We start from the raw sequence: 22,310 nt of genomic DNA, 5'->3' as shown, positions 1-22,310 counted from the left end.
AAATAATAAGAGATATGAAATCAATTTTTTTAATGATCGGTATGATCGTTGCTAGTTTTTTAGCACAGGCTCAGGAAAAATTTTCCTTTGCATTTTTTACAGATTTACATCTCAACACGAGTGAAGAGACCAAAAGTTTTGAAGCGCTAGGCGTAGCGCTTACAAATGCAAAATCTAAAAAGGTAGATTTTATTTTGTCGGGTGGTGATAATGTGGATGTCGACGCTTACAAAGCAGATCAACTTCCAAAGGCGAAGAGTATGTTTCAGAAATATAAGGATCAAATAGATGCTTCGAAAATGAAATATTACTATGCCATTGGCAATCATGATCGCTATTGGCATTATGAAGGTAAAAGTGGGGCTGGATTATTTGAATCATTCTTTGGTAAAAGTTATTATAGTTTTGAGCATAAAGGATGGCGTTTTATTGTTCTTAATTCAGCTCAGATCTGCAATGGTAAATATTGTGTCGATGACGAGCAAAAAGTTTGGTTAGAGCAAGTGTTAGCGAGTACACCAAAAAACCAACCTATCGTAGTTGTTGCACACGTACCTTTCTTATCGCTTTACTACCCCGTATTGGAAGGACGCTATACAGATGCTGATACCTTTGCCAATCAGAAGGCAATATTTGATCTTTTTGGAAACCATAATCTGAAATTGGTTCTGCAGGGACATCAACACCTATACGAAGAGATTAAGGTAAAGGGAGTACAGTTTATCACAGCTGGTGCACTATGTGCAAGCTGGTGGGGCGGCCCTTTCCATGGTACACAAGAAGGTTATCTTAAAGTGGATGTCAATGGCGACAAGTTCAAATGGGAATACGTTGACTACGGATGGACTGTTAATGGTAAATAAAAATTATCTCATATATTATCAAAGCCTCTTCTTTAATGGAAGAGGCTTTTTTTATGATTATTTATTGCCGATTAATTAGCAACCTTTATCGCAATTTCTGTATAACTACTAAAATCAATTATCGAATGAGCAATATTATGGACACTAAGAATATTTATTTGTTAAAGCTGAAAAGCAAAGATATTGAGTAGGACGAACCTGGAAAAGCGATGGCTATTGTTTTAGAATTTAAGAATATTGGACTATAGCTTACCCAGCTAAGGGAGCAAGCCTTTCCATAGAAGAACTTCGAACCAGATTATTTGGTGAATAGTCATCGCACTTTTCCAGCACACTACATACATGTTGAAATAAGGTTAGTTTATTCTTTGAATAATCGTGTTATTTTCAAGGTTTTGTTTATTTCGTGTATTTGAATTAACATTAAAATTATGTAGGTTTAATAACTGTATTGTTCCTTTGTAATACATTAGACCTAATTATAATAAATGATGAATTTTTTAGAACTCACAATAGGCGAGTTTTTATCTTTTAAAGAGGGAAGAGAGGTGGCTTTTCGAACAATCTTCAACCAATGTCAACCCATTATATTTCGTAAAGCATCCCAATTTTGTTCTAGCATAGAAGAAGCCGAAGAGATTACGCAAGAGGCCTTTATTCAATTGTTTTTGAAAAGAAATGATATACTAGAGATAGCTGCTATTTATCCTTTTTTACATACCGTTGCAAAACGTTTGGCCATTACTAATTTTAGAAGACGTTTGGTGAATTTGCGATTTGAACAAGAATTGGTTCATCATTGGTCCGAATCTTCTGAAAACACACAACAGGAATTGTGTATAAGGGAATTAAATAATTTATGGACCGCAGTTATAGAAGAATTACCACCACAACAGCAGTTAATTTATCGCATGAATAAGTTGGAAGATCAATCTTATGATGAAATTGCTGCTCATTCGGGGTTATCTAAAACCACTGTACGCAATCATCTTTATTTAGCTAATAAATACGTGCGTCTTCGAATGGAAAAAATCATCCTCATACTTTTTTTTATTATTTTTTAATTTCCGTTGGTACTTTTGATTGAGTTGTGCGAGTATATAGATGAAAGCACTTATACAGCATGTCAAAAAAAGAAGAATTTAAAAGGTTAATCAAGAAATATCAAAACGGTCAAGCAAGTCAGCAAGAGATTATTGCATTGACTTTATTAAAAGATGACCCTGATTTTCAGATGATAATGGAGGAACTCTGGGAAGAGGGGCTCGATTATAGACATGAACTAAATGGCGAAGATTTAGCATCTAAGATATATACACAAATTGTTTCCGATGAAAGGGTTCACTTTAACCAATCACCAGAAGAAATAAAACAGAGACCACTCATTAATCTGAAAAAGATCAGCATCGCTGCTGCTATACTTTGTTTTGGTTTTATTGGACTATGGATATATCGTACCCAAAATCAAAATAGGGAAAAACCACTTCCAGTTGTAACGTTGGCTGCTACTATTGTCCCGGGTACAGAACGAGCCAGTATTATTCTGGGAGATGGTAAAGTGATTGATTTGGACAAACTGAGAGGAGATACAGTCATTACTACCGATGAATTTTCCATCATCAAGACTAAAGATGGCCAAATTTCATATCAAATAAATCCGACCATAGCACATACCAATAAGTTAGTTTATAACACCATCGTTACCCCAAAAGGGGGGGAGTATAAAGTAATATTATCAGATGGGTCTAAAGTCTGGTTAAATGCCTCTACCACATTTAAGTATCCAATAGTATTTGCAGGTCATCAGAGAGATGTAGTGTTAACCGGTGAAGCTTATTTTGATGTCGCTGAACAATACTATAATGGTCGCAAAGTACCTTTTGTCGTACAAACAGGTCAACAGCGATTAGAAGTCTTAGGAACCCAATTTAATATCAATAGTTACGGAAAACAAGTCGTCACAACTTTGGTCAGTGGTAAGGTTCAATTGCATTTCAACAATAGTAATTTGGACTCGAAAGTTTTAATGCCTAATGAACAAGCCGTATATGATGGAGAAGCTCAACACTACACGCAATCAAAAGTAGACCCCTACAACGCAGTTGCTTGGAAGAATGGGAATTTTGCATTCAAAAATGCTTCATTGCACGAGGTGATGTCAGCGATCGGACGTTGGTATGATGTTGAAATTATATTTCAAGGTAATTTCAAAGATGTTTATTTTTCAGGTGCTATTTCCAAGTATTCTGATATCAATAAATTGTTGAAGACCATCTCTTTGACAGGAGGGTTCACTTTTGAAGTGAAAGAAAGGAAGGTGTATGTCATGAAATAATATTTACCATGTTTAAGTTCTCAGAAGCGTTCCAGCGCTCCTGAGAATTAAAAGTCCTCATTAGGACAAGTGATCGAAAAATTAATCTGTTATAAAAAATAATCAACCGTATGCAAAATTACGAAAAAAATCGGGACGTTCCGTTTACCGGAAGTAGGTTCCTATTTCCTAAAATTCCAATCGCTATGAAATTATCATTAGCTATCCCATTATTACTGGCGACAAGTCTTCAGGTCAACGCATTGACTTACGGACAACATGTAACGTTAGATAAAAGGAATGTCAAGTTATCTGTTGTTCTGAATGATATCCAAAAACAAAGTGGATATAATATCTTCTATAATGAGGGGCTATTCAGTAGCCAGAAGAGAATTGATGTCAAATACAAAAACATGCCCTTTAAGCAAGTTCTGGAAGAAATTTTGATCGAAGAACAATTGGACTTTAGCATTGTAGATAAAAATATCATACTCCGTAAAATTCCATTTAGCTCCACTATTAATGTTGTAAATGTAATACTTCAAAAAGGGAGAGTTGTTGATCAACTAGGCAAGCCTTTAGTAGGGGTTTCCGTTACTATAAAGGGGAAAAGTCAGGGTACGTTGACTAACGAACTTGGAGAGTTTTCAATTGAAGTTGCAAAAGACGATATCCTACAATTCAAATATATTGGATTCAGTAATGCGGAGCAGAAAGTGAGTGGAAACTAGCGTCCTTTCTATTGTGTTAGAGGAACAGATACAGACTTTGGAGGCGGCAGTGGTTGTAGGTTACGGAACGAGCAAGAAAATAAATTTGACTGGTTCAGTGGCAACGGTTTCGAGTAGTGACCTTGCCGAACGTCCAATTACTACAGCTTCTTCCGCTTTGCAGGGTTTAGTACCAGGGTTAACAGTAACGTCTGGTCAAGGGCGTCCAGGTGCTGGAGGCAGCATCCGTATACGTGGTGTCGGAACTTTAAATAATGCCGACCCTTATATTTTAATTGATGGTTTCGAATCGGGAACTATGGATCAGCTAGATCCTAATGATATCGCATCTATCTCCGTATTGAAAGACGCTGCTTCAGCCGCTATTTACGGTTCTAAGGCAGCAAATGGTGTGATTTTGATTACCACTAAGCGTGGAGTAGCGGGTAAGTCAAGTGTTTCTTATAATGGTTATATGGGTTGGCAAGATGCTACTGGCTTTGTCGAGCGGATGAATTCGGCAGATGCTGCGACGTATTATAACCGTGCTTTGGAAGTGAGTGGTAAAGCTCCGCGCTTTTCTAAGGAAGAAATTGCTAAGTTCAAAGATGGCAGTGATCCGTACAACTATCCTAATACCAACTGGAACGACCTCGGGTATAATGGAAGTGGCTTTATGCACCAACACAATGTCAACCTATCTGGTGGTGTTGAAAAAGTAAAGTATATGGTTTCCACAGGCTTGTTGGATCAGACAGGTGTCTTGAGACATAGTGGAAGAGATCAGTTCAATCTACGCACTAATTTGGATGCTCAGGTGAATGAACAGGTACAAGTACGTGCTAATATGGCTTATATCAACAATCGGACTACAGATCCAACGAGTTCTTATTCGAGTGGTGGATCTGGAGACATTATTCGCCAATTGAATCGAATTGCACCTTGGATACCTTATCGTTATGAAGATGGTAGCTATGGTACCATTGGTGATGGAAATCCGATTGCTTGGTTAGATCTGGATCAATCTGTGATTAGTAAAAATCAAAATTTTTCTGGAATATTGGCCTTAGATTATAAGCCTATTCAAGATTTAACCTTAACCGCACAAGGAGCTTATATTTCCAACATACAAGACCGCTCGGAGTTTGTAAAAGATATTCAGTACAATTCTTCAAAATACCATGGTCCCAATTCTTTGGATGAGAGCACAACCCTTTGGAATCGTTCTTCTTTAGACCTTCTTGCTAATTATGATAAACAGATAGGGCAACACCATATCAAAGGATTGTTAGGTTATCATATGGAAAAATACAACAGTAAGTACAACCGTGCTTATCGAGAGGGATTTCCAAATAATGATATGAATAATATTGATGCAGGAACATTAGTTACCCAAAAGGCAAATGGCTATACGCGTGAATTGGCCATGATGTCCTATTTTGGTCGTATCAATTACGATTATGCAGGTAAGTATTTATTCGAAGCGAACTTTAGAGCAGATGCTTCATCTCGTTTTAGTCCAGACAATCGTTGGGGCTATTTCCCATCTTTATCTGCAGGGTGGGTAGTGTCTGAAGAAGATTTTATGGCAGGGACTACATCGTGGCTATCTTCTTTAAAAATTAGAGGATCATGGGGACAATTGGGTAATCAAGAAGCATTAGACGATTTTTACCCGTGGTTGGTCACTTATGGTATCGGCACCAATTATCCGTTTGATGGGAATGTCTTGACTGGAATTGGGCAGCGTTCACATAAATTATCGACCATTTCATGGGAGCGCTCTGAAAACACGGGCATAGGCCTTGATTTTAGATTGTTCTCGCAGTTAGATTTTACGGTCGATTTTTATCAACGTAAAACGAAAGGTATCATTATGGATGTTCCGGTACCGGGAAGCTTTGGTTTGGGTGCTTATAAAGACAATGTAGGTTCTATGCGTAACTCTGGAATAGAATTTTCTTCTACATACCGTAAGAAATGGAATGACTGGAGTCTCACAGCATCAGGTAATATCGCATTTAATAAGAATGAGATATTAGATTTAGGTGGTGTGAATGAGATGATCAATGGCTACTCAATCAATCGCGTTGGAAATGCGATCAATTCTTTTTATGGCTACTTCGCAGATGGGCTTTTTCAAAGTCAGGGAGAAGCAGATGATTTTACAACCAAATTTGGAAATCCGTTCGGTAATAAGTTTGAACCAGGTGATATTCGTTATAAAGATATGAATAATGATGGAAAACTGAATGCAGCAGATCGCATTATCGTGGGAGCAGAACAGCCTAAGGTTACTTATGGATTAAATCTCTCGACAAGCTGGAAGCAGTTTGACCTATCCGTATTTGCGCAGGGTGTGTCGGGCGTACATCGTTATTTCAGCAATGAGGTATATGGTGATTTCTCAGGTGATACAGGACACCCTGCTACGGCTTGGTTTGACGCTTGGTCGCCAGAACATACCTCAGGGAAGTTTCCTCGAGTAGCAGAGGCTGGCCGCTCTAATAGTCTGCCAAATACAATTTCTTCATTTTGGATTTCCAAAGCAAACTATCTACGCATTAAAAATATTCAGTTGGGTTACAGTTTACCCGAAGAGTGGTTGAAAAAGGCAAACATTACCAGAGCTAAAATATTTTATTCTGGAGAAAACTTGTTAAATTTTAATAGTTTACCTGTCAATGTTGATCCCGAATCACCCTCAGGAGGAGGCTCGCATTATCCACAGGTATCAACACATTCTATAGGATTAAATCTTACTTTTTAACGGTCTTACTATGAAATCTCTATATTTAGCATTATATACATTTGTTGGAGTATCCTTGTCGTCTTGTTCTAGTTTTTTAGATACAGAACCTTATGACCAATTGTCTCCAGGTACATTTTGGAAAACAGAAGCTGACGTACATAGCGCTGTCACAGCTTGTTACAATAACTGGACTACCCCTACTGGAGGCACAGCGCTATTTTTTGACGATTGTCTCTCGGACATTGGATTTAATTTCAGTAATTCGGCTTCATATCGTTCTACAGGAAATGGTTCGATGAGTCAGAGTGCGACCGTAAGTTACTATGATTACACCACTATACGTCGTTGTAATACATTTTTAGTTCATTCTCAAAAAGTCGATTTTGTAAATTCGAAAGAAAAGGAAGATCTGTTAGCACAGGTTCGAACAATACGTGCTTGGCGTTATTTTCACATGAATATCTGGTATGGTGGTGTGCCCTTGATTACCGGTCTTCCAGAGACTGCAGAAGAAGCTAAGCAACCACGTGCTTCTGTAGATGAAATTAAGAAATTTGTCTATGATGAGTTGGATGCAGCTATTGCCGCATTAAGCCCTGTACCAGCGCAAAGAGGACGAATTGCCAAAGGTACAGCTCTTGCAATAAAAATGCGAGCAGCCTTATATTGGGGTGATTTGGATTTAGCAATGACTGCAGCACGTTCTATACAAGATCTAAACATATATTCCATTGATCCAGACTTCTTACATATGTTTACCATTAATGGACAGGGGTCACCGGAGATCATCTATGCGTTGCAACATGTTAAAAACACATATCCATTTGGCACAATGATTCGTCTTTACAATAACCAGGATGGTGGCTGGGCGTCAATGGTGCCTACGCAAGACTTTGTTGATATGTTTGAGATGAAGACAGGTTCAATGCCTTTGGAGGTAGGTTCTGGCTATGATGCAGTGCATCCATTTGCTAACCGTGACCCACGTTTAGCACTTACTGTTTTATATCCAGGGATGGATTGGATTGGTATGAATGGAAAACCGCGCATTATCAATACATTAGATAAGACTATTAATGGTACATCAAATGCTGATTATATGGATGCGGCCGATAATTCGTCACATACAGGGTTGCTTTGGGCCAAATACATTGTTCCAACCAATCAATATTCACCTTCACTGAACAATGAGTCGACGAGTCCCATTTTATTTCGTTATGCAGAGGTGCTTTTAACCATTGCGGAGATAAATATTGAGAAAAACGAAAAAATTTCCGAAGCGTTAGATATTATTGATCAGTTGAGAATTCGTGGTGGCCATATCGCGGTAAATCGTAGTCAATATACTTCCCAAAATGAGCTTCGTACACTGTTACGTAGAGAACGCGCTATTGAATTGGCAGGTGAAGGGTTACGACGTCAAGATATCATCCGTTGGAAAGATGCCGGTGGAAAAATGTTGGCTGAAAGTTTAATGAATCGTACTGTATATCGGATGTTAGGAACAGTTGATATGAAAGAAAATGATCGAGACTTACGTACCATTATTACTATTCCTACAACAGAGAATGCATCATTGCGTAAGTTGGAAGATCGTGTTTTTAAACCATATCATAAGTATTTACCATTCCCACAATCAGAATTGGATAAGAATAAAAATTTAGAACAAAATGAAGGATATGTCAATTAATAGAAAAGTTGCTTTAAGCATTCTTTTTAGTATGTTTTTGCTAGTAGGATCTGCACTTCAAGCCCAAGAGCACAGTAGAGTTAGTATCACCCATCAACCCTACCTACAAGGGCTGACCGATAGTACAGTTCATATCATTTGGACGACCAATCATCCAGCTATCTCTTGGGTGGAGATCGCACCAGATGATTCGACACATTTTTTTCACAGCGAAAGGCCTAAGACTTTTGCAAGTACATATGGTTTTAAGAATGTGGGTACTGTACATCAGGTTCAACTGACGGGGTTAAAGCCAGGGACTTCGTACCGGTATCGGGTATACAGTCAAGAAGTGCTGAAGCATGAAGGAACAAATGTGCTATACGGTCAGACGACTGCATCTGATGTGTATTCGAAAGGGGCTTATAAGTTTAAAACTTCTAATCCGACTACACGTACACGATTTGCTGTCATTAATGATATTCATGGTCGCAATGAAGTCATGAACAATCTTTTAGATCAGGCGAGCTTGTCAAAAATGGATTTTGTCGTATTCAATGGTGATATGGCCAGTAGTCTGTTGAGCGAGGAGCAGATGTACAAAGATTTTATGGATACGGCCATCAAACGTTTTGCTAGCGAAAAGCCGATGTATTACTCAAGAGGTAATCACGAGACGCGTGGACCGTTTGCAACACAGTATCCTCAATATTTCCCTACTCCTACTGGGAAGCTATATTATCAATTTAATAGAGGCGATGCTGCGTTTATTGTATTAGATTGTGGTGAAGATAAGCCAGACACTGATATCGAATACAGTGGTATCGTAGATATGGATACATATCGTGCTGAACAGGCGAAATGGTTGGAACAGGCTATAGCAGTACCTAGTTATAAAAATGCCAAATATAAAGTGATTATCTGTCATATGCCTCCACTAGGTGGTTGGTATGGTATGGAAGAGATGATGAAGAAGTTTGTTCCAATACTGAATAAATCTGGTGCTCAAGTCATGTTGACAGGGCACTTACATAAACATATCATTGAGAAAGCCAATTCAAAGGTTCTTTTCCCAGTTATTGTTAATTCAAACAATAACCTAGTCGATGTCGATTTAAATGAAGACAAAGGTACTTTCAAAATAATCGATCAACAAGGAAAGGTAGTCGAGCAAATTTCGATTAACCCTTTGAGATAGGTGCTCATTTTTTATAGTGTTGTAAAATATTGATTTATGAGTATTTGAATCAATATTTCGAATGAAAAGAAGCCAGTTTGCAAAATGTCGTGCTGGCTTTTCATTTTAAAAAATCAAATTATTAATTCAACTTATGAAAGCTCGATTATTTACCACCCTATTAACGACTGTTGCGCTGTTAACAGCTGTAACAACAATTGCACAGGATCGCTTAAAAATAGATCATGGGCCATATTTGCAAGAAGTGACTCAAAAAGGGTCTACTTTTGTATTCCAGACTTCATTACCGACCTATTCCTATATTGAGCTGAAAAAAGAAAATGGTGATAAATCCGTATTGTACTATCAAACGAAGCACGGACTTAAACAGGCGAATACCGATTTTTTTTCAATCAGAGCAAATGATTTAGCACCAGCGACAACCTATCAATACCGTATCATATCTAAAGAAATGGTATCATTTCAACCTTATAAGGTAACTTTTGGTGATAGTATAGCCTCTCCATGGTACAGCTTTAAAACCATAAATCCAAAGGCGCAAGGTGCTTCAATTTTTATCACAAGTGATACGCATAGTGATGCCAATAAGTTGGATACTATGTTAGAATTATGTGATTACAAGACCTGTGATGCGTTTTTTTATGTCGGTGATATGATGAATTATATGTCTGTAGGTGGTGAGCATCCTTATTCATCTTTTATAGATGTCAGCGTCAATAAATTTGCAAGCTCCATTCCATTTGAACTTGTACGTGGTAACCATGAGACGCGTGGGGATATGGCGCGTATATTTCCTGCTTTTTTCCCAAAAAGCAACGATAAGATTTATGGTTCCTACTTAATGGGAGATATCATGGTCATCATGTTAGATTCGGGAGAGGATAAATCTGATAAACATCCTGTTTATGCTGGGATTACCGATTATGACAATTATCGTAGCGAGCAGGCAGAATGGTTAAAAAAACTCGTGAAAACAAAAGAATATAAAAAAGCAAAGTATCGAATCGTATTAACCCATTTCCCTTTAGTGGTTGGTGAACAGTGGCGCCAGGAAGGAAATTGGACAGGTTGGTACGATGCGGTTGATAAATTTCTACCGATATTAAACAAAGCAAATGTAGACTTGGTGGTTTCGGGACATACGCACCAGTTTAAATATCATGAGAAACATGTAGCCAATAATAATTTTCCGCAGTTGGTACAGGGAGCAATGTGTGCTACACGCCTAGATATCCAAGATGGACAAGTGAATGTAAAAGTATTAGATACGAAAGGAGAGGTTTTGATGGATAAGAAGTTATAGCAATCAAAGTAAGACATTATTTCGTAAATATACAGTGCCTATTGGGGTCTGAAATGCCTCCTAAAAAGTTAGATAATATGGGGGGCATTTTTTACAAGTTCTTTTTTATCTGTGTTGTATTGTGCTTGGTCAGGATTCCTTCCTTTGGGAAACGTTAAGGCATGCAAATGGAAATTGAACAGGTCTTTCTATCGAAGAAACTCCGGAAGACTCTGCGCAGCAAAATCGATAAACTATAAATAATTTACTATCATAAAATATACAGAGCCGAATGATCATCTGACCATTCGGCTCTGTCTGTTATTGTTCAATCTGCTTTACCTTCGTCGGTAATCAACAATCATCTTATCCATCACTTTTATCTCCATCAGCTGGTTTTGGTAATCCTATTACTGGACGCTCACCATTGCCGTAAAATTGTCCACAAGACAATCCATGATACCGATAAAAATCAAATCTTAATCATCATGAATTCGAAGTAGTGAATCTATGCATTGATAATAAATTTAGTTTTAACGCTAAATTTATTGGCGTTATGAATTTTATTTTTTACTTTTATATTGATAACCAATTATATATCATTATGAGCATGAAGAGAAATGATCTTTCGAAGTACATCGATATCTTAAGTGACTTCGGTTGGAAATTTTATTTTGGTCGCGAAGAGAACAAGGGCAACCTGATTAATTTTCTGAACAGTCTTTTAGAAGGTGAACATGTTGTTATCGACTTGCAATATAGTAATGTTGAGGAAGATGGTGATGAGCCGAGTGAGCGTAAGGTCGTTTTTGATCTTCGTTGTGTTGGTGCCAGTGGGGAAGTTTTTCTTGTGGAGATGCAGTTGCAAAATCAAGATTTCTTTTTTGATCGAGCAGTTAGTTACACCTCGCGTACCATTAGTCGTTTAGCTAAAAAAGGTAAGGAAGGTAATAATTATGAGTTACCGCCCATTTATTTTGTTGCAGTCTTAGGTTTTCGTCTCGATATTTCAAATAGAGAAAAGTACTATTATAGCGCCAAGATTATGGATGAGTTTGATCAGGAAGTGCTATACCCCAAGTTGAGCTATAAGCTACTTGTACTACCCAATTTTAATAAATCCAAGAACGATTTACCTACCATCATGGATCAATGGATGTATCTGATGAAGCACTTGGATGAGATTGATGAATTGCCTAACTATTTGGATAAAAGAATATTCTCTCGTATCTTTGAAGTAGGAGAACTGGCAAAATTAACGCCTGATGAACAGATGTCATACATATCCAGCATAGATCGAAAACGTGATTATATTAATACGTTGGCATACGCGAAAAAGGAAGGTCGATTAGAGGGTGAGAAGCATGGTCGATTAGAGGGTGAGAAGCATGGTCGATTAGAGGGTGAGAAACATGGTCGTACCGAAGCGGAGGCTAAGGCTTATGCTGAGAATCTCGCTTCAGCAAGGAAAATGCTCGCTAGAGGTATCGAAAAAGACGAGATTAGTGAAATTTTAGAACTTTCTATCGAAGAACTCCGGAGGACTCTGCGCAGCAAAATCGAAAAACTATAAATAATTTACTACCATAAAATAGACAGAGCCGAATGGATGACCATTCGGCTCTGTCTGTTATAGGTCAATCTTCTTTACCTTACGTCGGTAATCAACGATTATCTTATCCCTAACTTTTATCTCCATCAGATGGCTTCGGTAACAACCCTATCATTGGACGCTCGCCGTTTTTTAACGTTATCAGGTTATTAGATAAGGAAGCTAGAACTAAAGTCTGCGCATCATCCATGATACCGATAGCTTTTACCCCTCACTTACGTCTTAAGCAACAGGTTTAGGAAATAATCCTATCATTGGACGCTCGCCATCGCCGTAAAAGTATTCGAAGAGTTGGCTGGGTAGAATGTTTGATATTTTTGCAAGGGCATATACCTGATAAGGATAAAAATCGGTTTCATCAGTATTATTTCTTACTCTGCTTATCCTACTTCCGTTAGAAACCAATGGCAGCTGCTATTTCTCCGTCAGTTAAACTTATGCCTGATACAAAAGTTGAAAATTTACTAGCGTTCTCGTCCTGTGGTTTCATTCCTTCATACTCATAGTCATAAAACAAGTCCTCACAAGCAATATCTATATCTTTTTCGAGCTCAGTTAAAGTAATATAGAACATTTTCCCGAAGAATTTATCACCCCCATTTTCAGCAATCAAAGCTTGTACTTTATCTTTGGTATCCTCTTTTGTCCTTTTACTTAATGTGCTCTTTTTTATGATATTATATAGGTACTCTCTAAATGATTTAAATTTAAAGTCTTTATAATCAGATGATTCTGATATTTCGTGAATATTATTTTTCATGTTTAATCTTAATTCGTTATATTTGAATATCAATCAGTTAAATCTGGTTGTAGTCTCGGAATCGAAACGGCAAATTTCAAAAGACACGAGACAGTAGGGTTTGCGAACCCCCATACTTTTTGTACTTTTACAATTAGAAGGGGCAAGCTCCCTATTGGAAACTGTGTCTTGGGTTCTTTGCCGTACCCGGTTCTAGGTGGAAAATAGTGGAGCTTGCCTTTTTATATCAAGCCGTCACGACTTTCCGCACGAGACTTATTTTCATTAACCAAATATTTTAACCAAATAAATGATGAAAAGAAAAGAGTCCAAAAATCCACCCATGTTTCAGCTGATCCAGGATCGTGCTGTGCACAGCGCTATCAATGCGTTGTTTAAAAACAAGATCCGACAACCGGAATAACTTGTTATACATTAAAAACCAAAAGGGGCATATCCACCCGATAGGGTAGGTAAAAGCACACAATAATGGTAAATAGCCATTATAATAGCTTAGCTTCTAGTGGTTTCTCCGATTCGTATTAGCGTTATTATGCCATAAACAATTAAACATTTGTTCCTTTAAATCTCACAGTTTAAAAGTAATGAATATTTTTTGCAAAACAATAATTACGCTTCATAAATGTATAGATATTCTATATTTTATCGAATCGGATTTTATTCGAATACCTTAAAAATGCAATACTGAAGACCAATTATAACCAGCACGAAGACGTATAGTTGCATTTTTTCACCTTATTTTTTAACTGTTGAGCGGTTGAACAGGCTGTGTAGTACCTAGGCTATACCATCCAATTCGCCTTCAACGAAACTTTTAAAATAATGCAAATATCTTGCAATAGGGAGAGCTATGTGCTATCCCCAAGGGAAGAAATGTCTTCAGTTTTGCGTAAAAACCGTGTTTCAATTATTAAAAAACCAATTATGATAACACTTTTACCAGAGCGATCACTTAGGAAACAAGTACGAGTTCCTTATGAAGGGAGGCATGCACATGCGCTGAAAAGTCTTGTCAAAGGAAGACCGAAGGAACGCTATTATTCGTTTCTGAATCCGTCCAAAGAACAAGTAAGTTCTTACAGTGCTGTCGTGCGCGATGACCGACAGGATGTACTCCGTATATCGCTGGCTCATATGGCTATCTATGAATGCTATTTGTTTGCGCTAGGATTGCCTACCAATTTTCCGACAGAGCAAATCATTGTTTATGGATACGAACGAGCCAAATATATTCCCTGTAAAATCTGTCCCAGCAGTGAAAAGCATCTATTCGATTATGAGCTCAGCGTTCCTGCCAATACCGAAAGGGAAGAATATCGACAACGAATCCTTAATGATCTGAACGAGCACTTTCAGTTAGATGTACGCGTAGAGAAGCTTTCCATCGTAAAAGACAGTCGGCAGATCATGACCAAACGCGGCGAATCCGTCGAGCTCATCTGGCAAGAACAGCCAACGATGATCATGAAAACAAACCAAGTTAGGGTAGCAGCATCAGTAGAAAATAGACTGGCTGCAAGTATTTAAGAAAAAAGTATTCTAATCTTTCCGCCCCTGTAAAACAGGAGTAAAACATAGCCTGAAAAAGGGTAAGGGAAGTGTTATGCCTAAAAAATCAAATTATGAAAAGAAAAATAAACCATATAAACAAGCTCTGGGGACATCTCCGGAAGCTATGTAAACATAGGAAAGATGGCTTGCTGCTGTTGAGCAAAATGCTGTTGTTGACCCTGATATTAAACTCTTTTATGGTTAGTTTATATGCTCAGGCGCCCCGCAAGGATAGCGGGGTGAATGGGCAAAAACAGGAACTCGCAGGGCGTGTAGTATCCTCTACTGATGGTAAATCTTTGGAGGGTGTATCAATCCGATTAGAAGATGAAAATCTACAGATTAGAACCTCCGAAGATGGGAATTTCCGACTACTGGTCAAGAATCGAAAAGGGAAAATTAAATTCAGTTACGTTGGTTATAAGACAGCTGAAATCAATTATACCGCAGGGGTATCGTTAACTGTGAAATTGATACCCGTAGAGAATGTATTGGAGGAGGTGGATGTAGTATCCACTGGTTATCAGAAGATACCAAAAGAACGCGCGACTGGTAGCTTCGAACTGATTGATAACCGTCAGCTGAATAAAAGAATTGGTGCCAATATTATGGATCGTTTAGAAAATGTTAGTGTGAGTCTACGTTTTGATAAGGATGAATTATTTTTAGATAGAACAACATATTCCGGTATGCGACCGTATAATTTTGATATCCGCGGGCGCTCTGCAATTTCTGGTTCAGCAACACGTACTATTATACTGGATAATGTTGTTTTTGATGGTGATCTACGGGATATCAATCCTAATGATATCGAAAATGTCACGATTTTGAAAGATGCGGTCGCAGCATCGATTTGGGGTGCCTATGGTGGTGGAGGGGTGATTGTCTTAACAACAAAAAAAGGGAACTATAATGCACCGTTCAGTCTTTCTTTCACCGCAAATCAGACGCTTGCGAAAAAACCAGATATCTATAAGCTACCTTTTCTGAATAGTAATAGTTTTATCGATTATGAGACCAAATTATTTAGTAATGGATATTTTGATTATCGTCTTTCGGATACTTATAGCTATAGTACACTCAGTCCTGTAGTAGAGTTACTTGGTAGACTGCGAAATGGAGAAATAACCCAACAGGAAGTAGATAAACAAATTAACAAATATAGAACCTATGATGTAAGAGATGACTATTATAAATATGTGTATAGGCAGACCTATCAGCAGCAGTATGCGCTAGGTCTTTCGGGAGGGAATAAGATGATCGCTTATCGATTATCCTTGGGGTTGGATGATAGTAAAAATTCGGTCATTACTTCTTCTAATAATAGAATGACCGTCAAGTCTGCTGTAAAGGTGATCCCTATAAGGAACATGGAACTAAATACAGATATTACTTTCTCCAGTGTCAAAGCAAGGGATTTCTCGGCAAATCAGCCTATTGCTTACCGATCAGCAAATGCAAATGGGCTAGAATGGCCTTACTTGCGTTTGGTAGATGATAAAGGCAATCCGATCAATGTAGATATCGTACCGATACGTAGTACATTTCGAGATACAGCAGGAAATGGAAAGCTTTTGGACTGGAGCTATAATCCGTTAAAAGAGATAAAAGATAATAGTCAGACTGCAGAACCAAAAGATTTGATGGTTAACTTAAATTTAAGCTATAAGATATGGCCTAATCTTAAATTTAATGCAGCGTACAGTTATCAAAATATCACAAATACATTGCAGGACTGGTCAGGTATCAATTCTTTTTGGGCTAGACATTTAGTGAATTTTTATACCCAATGGGATGAAAACAGTATTCTGAAAAGACCAATTCCTGTAGGTGACAATCTTCAAATTGCCAATTTTAATACTAAGAGTCAAACTTTTAGATTACAAGCAGATCATTTCTGGGAGTCTCATGCTAAAACACATAGGATCGACGCCATATTAGGCGCAGAGGTGCGTCAAAAACATTATGAATCAAATTCATCCATGCTATATGGCTATAATAAAGATAACCTGAATTTTCAATTGGTGGATTATTCAGTGAATTATCCTTTAATGAATCTCGGTTTTGGCGGTAGTGAAATTCCTAATGGAATAAATTTAGAAGGTCTTACCAATCGCTTTTTATCCTATTTTGGTAATGCGAATTATAGCTACAAAAATAAATACTTGGCTTCGGGTAGCTTTAGGCAAGATGCTTCCAATCTCTTCGGTGCAGGCGTGAATAATAAGTGGCAGCCCTTGTGGTCTGTTGGGGCAGGTTGGGTTGTCAATAAAGAAAGGTTTTTCAAAAGTGATCTATTTGATTTATTGAAAGTTCGGGCAAGTTATGGCTTTGTAGGACGTGCAAATCCATCATTTAGCGGATTACCACTTATCTCTTACAATGGAACAGACAATATTACTGGCTTATCCAATGCATCAATTACTTCTCCTGCAAACCCCTCTTTAGCATGGGAAAAAATTGAGACAATAAATATGGCGATAGATTTTAGTTTATTGAACAGACGTATAGCAGGTTCTTTTGATTACTACCACAAGACTTCAAAAGATCTAATTGCACAGATTCAGGTAGATCCTACTACAGGATTTGAAGGTGTGCGTAAGAATGGAGGCATGTTAAAAGCTAAGGGGTTTGAATTGACACTAAACACACGTAATATCATTAGCAATGGATTTCATTGGAATATTCGATTACTGATTAGTCGTAATCGCACGTCAGTAAGCTCATACCCTTACAAAATGCCATATGCAAGTAGCGTTGCCTCCCAATCAGGATCTCCAAACTCTTATCTGATTGAGGGCTATGATGAAGGTGCGGTTATTGTTTTTCCATTTGCAGGGCTTGATCCTGAAAATGGTGACCCAATGGGCTATCTGGATGGTAATAAATCTACTGATTATTCGAAAATATTGTATGGACCTATGGATCAATTGAAATTCATAGGGCCGGGTAGGCCTATTTATTACGCTTCGCTGGAAAATGAATTTGCGATCAATAATCTGACGATTTCATTCAATATTCAAGCCCGTTTAAAATTCTTTTTTCTTCAACAGAGTTTTTCAGACGATATGATGGCGATGTACCGATTAGGATATAGTGATTATGATCGAAGATGGCAAAATCCAGGCGACGAACTGTTTACTAATATTCCATCATCTGCGTATCCTATTAATCCGCTTAGAGATGAATTTTACAATAAGTCAGAGGCTCGAGTGGTAAAAGGGGACAACATCCGGTTACAGGACATTTCTATTTCTTATCACTTTGACAAAATTAAATTCGTTAAAAATTTATCTGTCAATGCTTTTGTTAAGAATATGAATATGATGATTTGGAAGGCCAATAAATTAGGTGTCGATCCCGAATACCGAGACGCTGTACCATTGCCGCTTTCGATTTCTTTAGGTGTAAAAGTTGATCTATAAACAGCAAACAATTAAAAAACTGAAACAATGAAAAATTTTAAAATAATATACCTGATTATATTAGTAGGCCTTGTCTCTGTTTCCTGCACAAAGTTTTTGGATATTAAACCAGATGAAAAAATGGTCGTACCTAATTCTTTAGATGATTGCGATGCCTTATTAGATGATCGGAATACGATGAATTCCAGATATCCAGTTGCGGGAGAAGTGGCTTCGGATAACTATTATTTGATGGACGCTAACTATACGGCTATAACCAATATTGTGGAGCGAGACACTTACATCTGGGCGCCAAATACAAATTTTAGTACTAATCAATGGTCTAGTTCATATAAAGTAGCTTTGGTTGCTAACCAAGTATTAGCTTTATTAGTAAAAACTAATAGAAGTGTAGATGCAGAACGTTATGACCGGTTGAAGGGGGAAGCTTTGTTTTTCAGAGCTTATGCTTGGTCACAATTGGCACCAGTTTTCACTCTTCCTTATAGTCCTATTTCTGCTAGTAAAACACTGGGTTTGGCGCTTAGAGAAAATCCTACTATTGACTATCCTTCAGTTCGTTCAGATCTGGAAACGACTTACAAACAAATCATTACCGATTTAAATGCCGCCGTTCTTTTACTTCCAGAAAACTCTATTTACAAAACACGACCTACAAAATTAGCGATATGGGCTACTTTGAGTCGTATTGGTCTTATCATTTCCGATTTTCAGTTAGCTGAATCTTCTGCAAAAAAGGTGATCAATTATGGTGTTGAACTATTGGATTATAACGGAGTCAATAAAAATCTGAGCAACCCTTTTGGTCGATTTAATAAAGAAGTTTTGTTTCATGCTTCCACTTTAACGAGTACTTGCTTGAGTCCAAGTATTTCAAAAGTAGATAGTACACTGTACCGTTCTTATTTGCCGAATGATTTGCGACGATCTATTTATTTTAAGAATAATAATAATGGAACTTACGAATTTAAGGGACGCTATGATGGAGATATAAATGCTTCTTGTTTTGCAGGTATCGCGCTTGATGAGATTTATTTCAACTATGCAGAGGCATTGGCACAAAATAATAAGTTAAACCAAGCCCTTGCAGTGTTCAATAAATTGATGCTGAGTAGATGGGTGAAAGATACATATCTGCCATTTACTTCTAATAACCAAGCTGATATATTGGCAAAAATTAGGGATGAACGTCGTAAGTCTTTAATTATGCGTAACCTGCGATGGTCTGACATTCGCCGCTGGAATAGCGGTGACCAAAAAATTAAGTTAAAAAGAATCCTTAGTGGATCAGTATACGAATTAAATGCAGGAGACTTAAGATTTGCATTTTTAATTCCGACAACTGTAATGGAGTATGCTCCAGAAATCATTCAGAATAAACGCTAAAATAATCAATATGAAAAAATATATCATTGTATTGCTGATCATATTTACTTTCAGCAAATCTAGTTTTGCTCAGGTAGCCCCGGTGTTGGGGACGAAAATCGATTTAAATAGACAGCTTAAACTAATGGGAAGAGCGCCTATAAATTTAGATCAATTCAAAGACAAACTTTTAATCATCGATTTTTTTACAACATTTTGCACTTCCTGTATTGAAGCTATACCCGAACATAATCTTGTGCAACAGGAGTATAAAGATGAGATACAGATTGTTCCAGTTACAATTGAGAAAGAAGATCGAGTTGCATCATTTTTTAGAAAAAACGACTATGTTAAAGCAAATGAACTTCCTATAGGAATAGAAGATAAAGATCTGGGATCAATATTTCCTTATCAGACAGTTTCTCATGTGGTATGGATTTATAAAGGAAAATTAATAGCCATCACGATGGGAGATATGGTGACAAAAAATAATATTGAGCATGTACTACAAGGAAATTCAGTGGCAAATTGGCCAATGAAAAATGATTTTTTTAAAAGCATTGATGATACTCTTGTAACTCACGAAAATGTATTTGAGAGTAAGTTAGGGTCATTTGTTAATGGCGGGACTACAAGTTATAGGCTCGATACAATTGGAGATAAAATACGATTGAAGATTGTGAATGCACCTATCATAGCTTCATTTAATTACTTATTTAATGAAATTAGTAAGCTCCCATTAATGAAAAAAGAACGTATTGTAGTCGAAGCTCCCAATGTAGAGCGATATATAAAACCAGATACTATGCCGATGTCTGTTTGGCTTCAAAAGTATAGCTTTTGCTATGAATCGACTTGGCCACTAACAATGGATAAGTCGGAATTGTATAACGCGATTATTATCGATCTGTCTAATCGCCTCGGGGTAATTGCGAGACTAGATGATCATGATGCAACGGTTTGGGTGGTTAGGAAAAGTAGAAATAGGATGTTAAATAGTGTTTCAAATAACGGGAAGAAAACGGAATTGGTAGTTTGGATGATGATGTTAGAGATTTTTAATGTGGATTTTCCACCGATTTTAATTGAAGAAGATCAACATACTCTAATTATTCCTGGTGCTGTTAAGGATTTTAATAGTTTGAGAAAGGTGTTGGAAAGTAGTGGGTTTGATTTAAGTGTAGAAAAAAAATCAATCCTTTCTTTAATTCTTAAGGGTAAGTAGCAGAAAGGCCGAAGTTTTAGCTTCGGCCTTTTAAAGTTTTAACGATTTGTCGTTAAGCCTTCAGTTTTACGTTAGTCGTACTGGTACGAGTATTCAAAGCAGTTACCATTTCGGACAAGACCGAAAGATTTAATTCTGGATATCCAGAACCATCGTCCGTTGCATTGATCGTACAGATTTGATTATTACCACTACAAGGAGGAATTGTTGCAGGAATAGAATAACTAAGTGGATCTGCTGGTAAACTTTGATTATTTAATTTAAATAGTGCCATTTTGCATAATTTTAATTAATATTAGGTTTATGAATTGATCACAATACTTGATCAAGGTATTGGCCCCTGCAGCTTCCAAATGGAGGCTGCTTTTTTTGGCTTTAGGACTCCTTATTGGACCAAAAACATTCTGGAAGTACCCGAGGGGAATGTTGCGTATCGACGCCCTTGTGCATCGCGCACCGGGCCGGCGCAACAACAGGACAAAGACTTGCAGTTGACCGCAATCTGTCGAGCAGTTTCGTAGCACGTAGCCATAGACCTGTAGCTCATCATGGAGCTAGCAAAGCAATCTTTTTTTTGCTGCTTTTCAGATTGTCCTGTACTGGTTGTTTGTTGTCGCTTCATGATTATCTATCTAGTTTATAATTTTGGATGCTAGGGGTGAACTTTTTTCGTTACGGCTATTATAATTATAATCGTTTCTCGCTCTCTATATTTAAAGTTCACCACCTTTGCATCTCTTATGTTAATCAATCTTCTAACCACCAATGGGAGAGGAGACATCCGTCATTATTGTATCAATCAACTGAAGTAAAGTTAGGGGCGGAAAGGGCAGTTTAGAACCATGAATTCGGAGAAAATGAACTACAGTAGTGGAGAAAATAAACAACAAAGTCGTAGGTTTTGAACTACGACTTTGTTGCTTTAAATTGCTGATGATGAGTGAATAACTTACAGTCTTTGAATAAGCCTACATTTGGATGGCTAGTGAACAGGGAGAGTATTATATCATGATACTGCTGTAATAATTTGATGTCATGCCTAAAAAGCAACTTTTATCTGCAGTACTACAATTTCTGTACACTTCTGGGTATAGCTCTAATAGTTTTATTTTCTTTTCACGTGCCGATAGTCCAATGAATCGACCACGCAAGGTTCTTCGTTTCAATACTTCTCCTCCAAAATGCTTCATATGATCTTTAAATTTGGGAGATTCATTTGTTAATTTTAATAAGTTATCGTTGCTGATGAACGCCATGACGGAGTCATTGTCAAGTTCGAAATAACATTTATCGACTTCTTCATTATGAATGATGAACTGCTTTTTGCAGATAAAGTCTATCACTTGGTCGCTATTGTCCTCGCGTTTGATAATGATACCTTCCAGTACGATATGTAAATCTAGTAGTTGTGCATGTATTATCCGGCCTTTTTTGTATGATTTGATTTCACCGACTTCGAGCCAGCTCTTCCATAAGTCTGGCGATACTGGAGCAATGTCCTGTAGTATTTCAAATAATAGATTTTCATGTTTTGATCTTTCCATAATTATTTCTTTTGGTTAGTAAGTTTTATTGGCTTTAATA

The 22,310-nt window shown here is 37.4% G+C and carries 16 protein-coding genes; 13 read left to right on the top strand and 3 right to left on the bottom strand.

The window, feature by feature from the left end:
- The first annotated feature begins 14 nt into the window (after nt 1-14).
- From ACFX5U_RS16140 to ACFX5U_RS16100, 9 genes are all read left to right on the top strand, one after another.
- Nucleotides 15-863, top strand: coding sequence for a metallophosphoesterase family protein (locus ACFX5U_RS16140; RefSeq protein WP_400261435.1), 849 nt, complete (start codon nt 15-17; stop codon nt 861-863).
- A gap of 488 nt (nt 864-1,351) precedes the next feature.
- Nucleotides 1,352-1,927, top strand: a complete 576-nt coding sequence (locus tag ACFX5U_RS16135; RefSeq protein WP_400261434.1) for an RNA polymerase sigma factor — start codon at nt 1,352-1,354, stop codon at nt 1,925-1,927.
- Between the two features lie 59 nt (nt 1,928-1,986).
- Entirely contained in the window at nt 1,987-3,198 is a 1,212-nt protein-coding gene (locus ACFX5U_RS16130) for a FecR family protein (protein ID WP_400261433.1), read from the top strand.
- 185 nt (nt 3,199-3,383) lie between these two features.
- Nucleotides 3,384-3,908, top strand: coding sequence for a carboxypeptidase-like regulatory domain-containing protein (locus tag ACFX5U_RS16125; protein ID WP_400261432.1), 525 nt, complete (start codon nt 3,384-3,386; stop codon nt 3,906-3,908).
- Nucleotides 3,898-6,657 carry a SusC/RagA family TonB-linked outer membrane protein gene (locus ACFX5U_RS16120; RefSeq protein WP_400261431.1) on the top strand — a complete coding sequence of 920 codons (2,760 nt, stop codon included), beginning with the start codon at nt 3,898-3,900 and terminating at the stop codon, nt 6,655-6,657. The genes ACFX5U_RS16125 and ACFX5U_RS16120 overlap by 11 nt, the downstream gene beginning before the upstream one ends.
- Nucleotides 6,658-6,667: 10 nt before the next feature.
- On the top strand, nt 6,668-8,329 hold the full coding sequence (locus ACFX5U_RS16115; protein ID WP_400261430.1) for a RagB/SusD family nutrient uptake outer membrane protein: 1,662 nt from the start codon (nt 6,668-6,670) through the stop codon (nt 8,327-8,329).
- Entirely contained in the window at nt 8,319-9,506 is a 1,188-nt protein-coding gene (locus ACFX5U_RS16110; protein ID WP_400261429.1) for a metallophosphoesterase, read from the top strand. The genes ACFX5U_RS16115 and ACFX5U_RS16110 overlap by 11 nt, the downstream gene beginning before the upstream one ends.
- A gap of 133 nt (nt 9,507-9,639) precedes the next feature.
- A complete protein-coding gene (locus ACFX5U_RS16105; protein ID WP_400261428.1) occupies nt 9,640-10,809 on the top strand; it encodes a metallophosphoesterase in 1,170 nt (389 codons plus the stop codon).
- A 589-nt stretch (nt 10,810-11,398) separates the two neighbouring features.
- Nucleotides 11,399-12,361, top strand: a complete 963-nt coding sequence (locus tag ACFX5U_RS16100; RefSeq protein ID WP_400261427.1) for an Rpn family recombination-promoting nuclease/putative transposase — start codon at nt 11,399-11,401, stop codon at nt 12,359-12,361.
- 433 nt (nt 12,362-12,794) lie between these two features.
- Here ACFX5U_RS16100 and ACFX5U_RS16095 read toward each other — a convergent pair whose 3' ends face one another.
- A complete protein-coding gene (locus ACFX5U_RS16095; protein WP_400261426.1) occupies nt 12,795-13,160 on the bottom strand; it encodes a hypothetical protein in 366 nt (121 codons plus the stop codon).
- Nucleotides 13,161-14,084: 924 nt separating this feature from the next.
- Between ACFX5U_RS16095 and ACFX5U_RS16090 the strand changes: the two genes are divergently transcribed.
- The 4 genes from ACFX5U_RS16090 (at nt 14,085) to ACFX5U_RS16075 (ending at nt 20,726) form a co-directional block, all read left to right on the top strand.
- Complete coding sequence (locus ACFX5U_RS16090) at nt 14,085-14,687, top strand: hypothetical protein (RefSeq protein ID WP_400261425.1); 603 nt, start codon at nt 14,085-14,087, stop codon at nt 14,685-14,687.
- A 95-nt stretch (nt 14,688-14,782) separates the two neighbouring features.
- A complete protein-coding gene (locus ACFX5U_RS16085) occupies nt 14,783-18,136 on the top strand; it encodes a SusC/RagA family TonB-linked outer membrane protein (RefSeq protein ID WP_400261424.1) in 3,354 nt (1,117 codons plus the stop codon).
- Nucleotides 18,137-18,163: 27 nt separating this feature from the next.
- Nucleotides 18,164-19,522, top strand: a complete 1,359-nt coding sequence (locus tag ACFX5U_RS16080) for a RagB/SusD family nutrient uptake outer membrane protein (RefSeq protein WP_400261423.1) — start codon at nt 18,164-18,166, stop codon at nt 19,520-19,522.
- Nucleotides 19,523-19,532: 10 nt separating this feature from the next.
- A complete protein-coding gene (locus ACFX5U_RS16075; protein WP_400261422.1) occupies nt 19,533-20,726 on the top strand; it encodes a TlpA family protein disulfide reductase in 1,194 nt (397 codons plus the stop codon).
- Between the two features lie 52 nt (nt 20,727-20,778).
- On the opposite strand, the gene ACFX5U_RS16070 is transcribed toward ACFX5U_RS16075, so the two are convergent.
- A complete protein-coding gene (locus tag ACFX5U_RS16070) occupies nt 20,779-21,000 on the bottom strand; it encodes a hypothetical protein (protein WP_400261421.1) in 222 nt (73 codons plus the stop codon).
- A 727-nt stretch (nt 21,001-21,727) separates the two neighbouring features.
- The gene (locus ACFX5U_RS16065) at nt 21,728-22,270 is read right to left on the bottom strand and encodes a hypothetical protein (protein ID WP_400261420.1); all 543 of its coding nucleotides are present in this window, start codon (nt 22,268-22,270) and stop codon (nt 21,728-21,730) included.
- Nucleotides 22,271-22,310 lie beyond the last annotated feature (40 nt).

It is taken from the genome of Sphingobacterium sp. SG20118 (genome assembly GCF_044740685.1).
Taxonomy (GTDB): Bacteria; Bacteroidota; Bacteroidia; order Sphingobacteriales; family Sphingobacteriaceae; genus Sphingobacterium.
The sequence above is the reverse complement of the archived record's forward strand: the minus strand, read 5'-3'. Positions and strand labels throughout refer to the sequence as shown.

What these genes read in the sequence shown, in the direction of transcription:
- ACFX5U_RS16140 (WP_400261435.1), top strand. Translation starts at nt 15, where the DNA reads ATGAAATCAATTTTTTTAATGATCGGTATGATCGTTGCTAGTTTTTTA.
- ACFX5U_RS16135 (WP_400261434.1), top strand. Translation starts at nt 1,352, where the DNA reads ATGATGAATTTTTTAGAACTCACAATAGGCGAGTTTTTATCTTTTAAA.
- ACFX5U_RS16130 (WP_400261433.1), top strand. Translation starts at nt 1,987, where the DNA reads ATGTCAAAAAAAGAAGAATTTAAAAGGTTAATCAAGAAATATCAAAAC.
- ACFX5U_RS16125 (WP_400261432.1), top strand. Translation starts at nt 3,384, where the DNA reads ATGAAATTATCATTAGCTATCCCATTATTACTGGCGACAAGTCTTCAG.
- ACFX5U_RS16115 (WP_400261430.1), top strand. Translation starts at nt 6,668, where the DNA reads ATGAAATCTCTATATTTAGCATTATATACATTTGTTGGAGTATCCTTG.
- ACFX5U_RS16110 (WP_400261429.1), top strand. Translation starts at nt 8,319, where the DNA reads ATGTCAATTAATAGAAAAGTTGCTTTAAGCATTCTTTTTAGTATGTTT.
- ACFX5U_RS16105 (WP_400261428.1), top strand. Translation starts at nt 9,640, where the DNA reads ATGAAAGCTCGATTATTTACCACCCTATTAACGACTGTTGCGCTGTTA.
- ACFX5U_RS16100 (WP_400261427.1), top strand. Translation starts at nt 11,399, where the DNA reads ATGAAGAGAAATGATCTTTCGAAGTACATCGATATCTTAAGTGACTTC.
- ACFX5U_RS16095 (WP_400261426.1), bottom strand. Translation starts at nt 13,160, where the DNA reads ATGAAAAATAATATTCACGAAATATCAGAATCATCTGATTATAAAGAC.
- ACFX5U_RS16090 (WP_400261425.1), top strand. Translation starts at nt 14,085, where the DNA reads ATGATAACACTTTTACCAGAGCGATCACTTAGGAAACAAGTACGAGTT.
- ACFX5U_RS16085 (WP_400261424.1), top strand. Translation starts at nt 14,783, where the DNA reads ATGAAAAGAAAAATAAACCATATAAACAAGCTCTGGGGACATCTCCGG.
- ACFX5U_RS16080 (WP_400261423.1), top strand. Translation starts at nt 18,164, where the DNA reads ATGAAAAATTTTAAAATAATATACCTGATTATATTAGTAGGCCTTGTC.
- ACFX5U_RS16075 (WP_400261422.1), top strand. Translation starts at nt 19,533, where the DNA reads ATGAAAAAATATATCATTGTATTGCTGATCATATTTACTTTCAGCAAA.
- ACFX5U_RS16070 (WP_400261421.1), bottom strand. Translation starts at nt 21,000, where the DNA reads ATGGCACTATTTAAATTAAATAATCAAAGTTTACCAGCAGATCCACTT.
- ACFX5U_RS16065 (WP_400261420.1), bottom strand. Translation starts at nt 22,270, where the DNA reads ATGGAAAGATCAAAACATGAAAATCTATTATTTGAAATACTACAGGAC.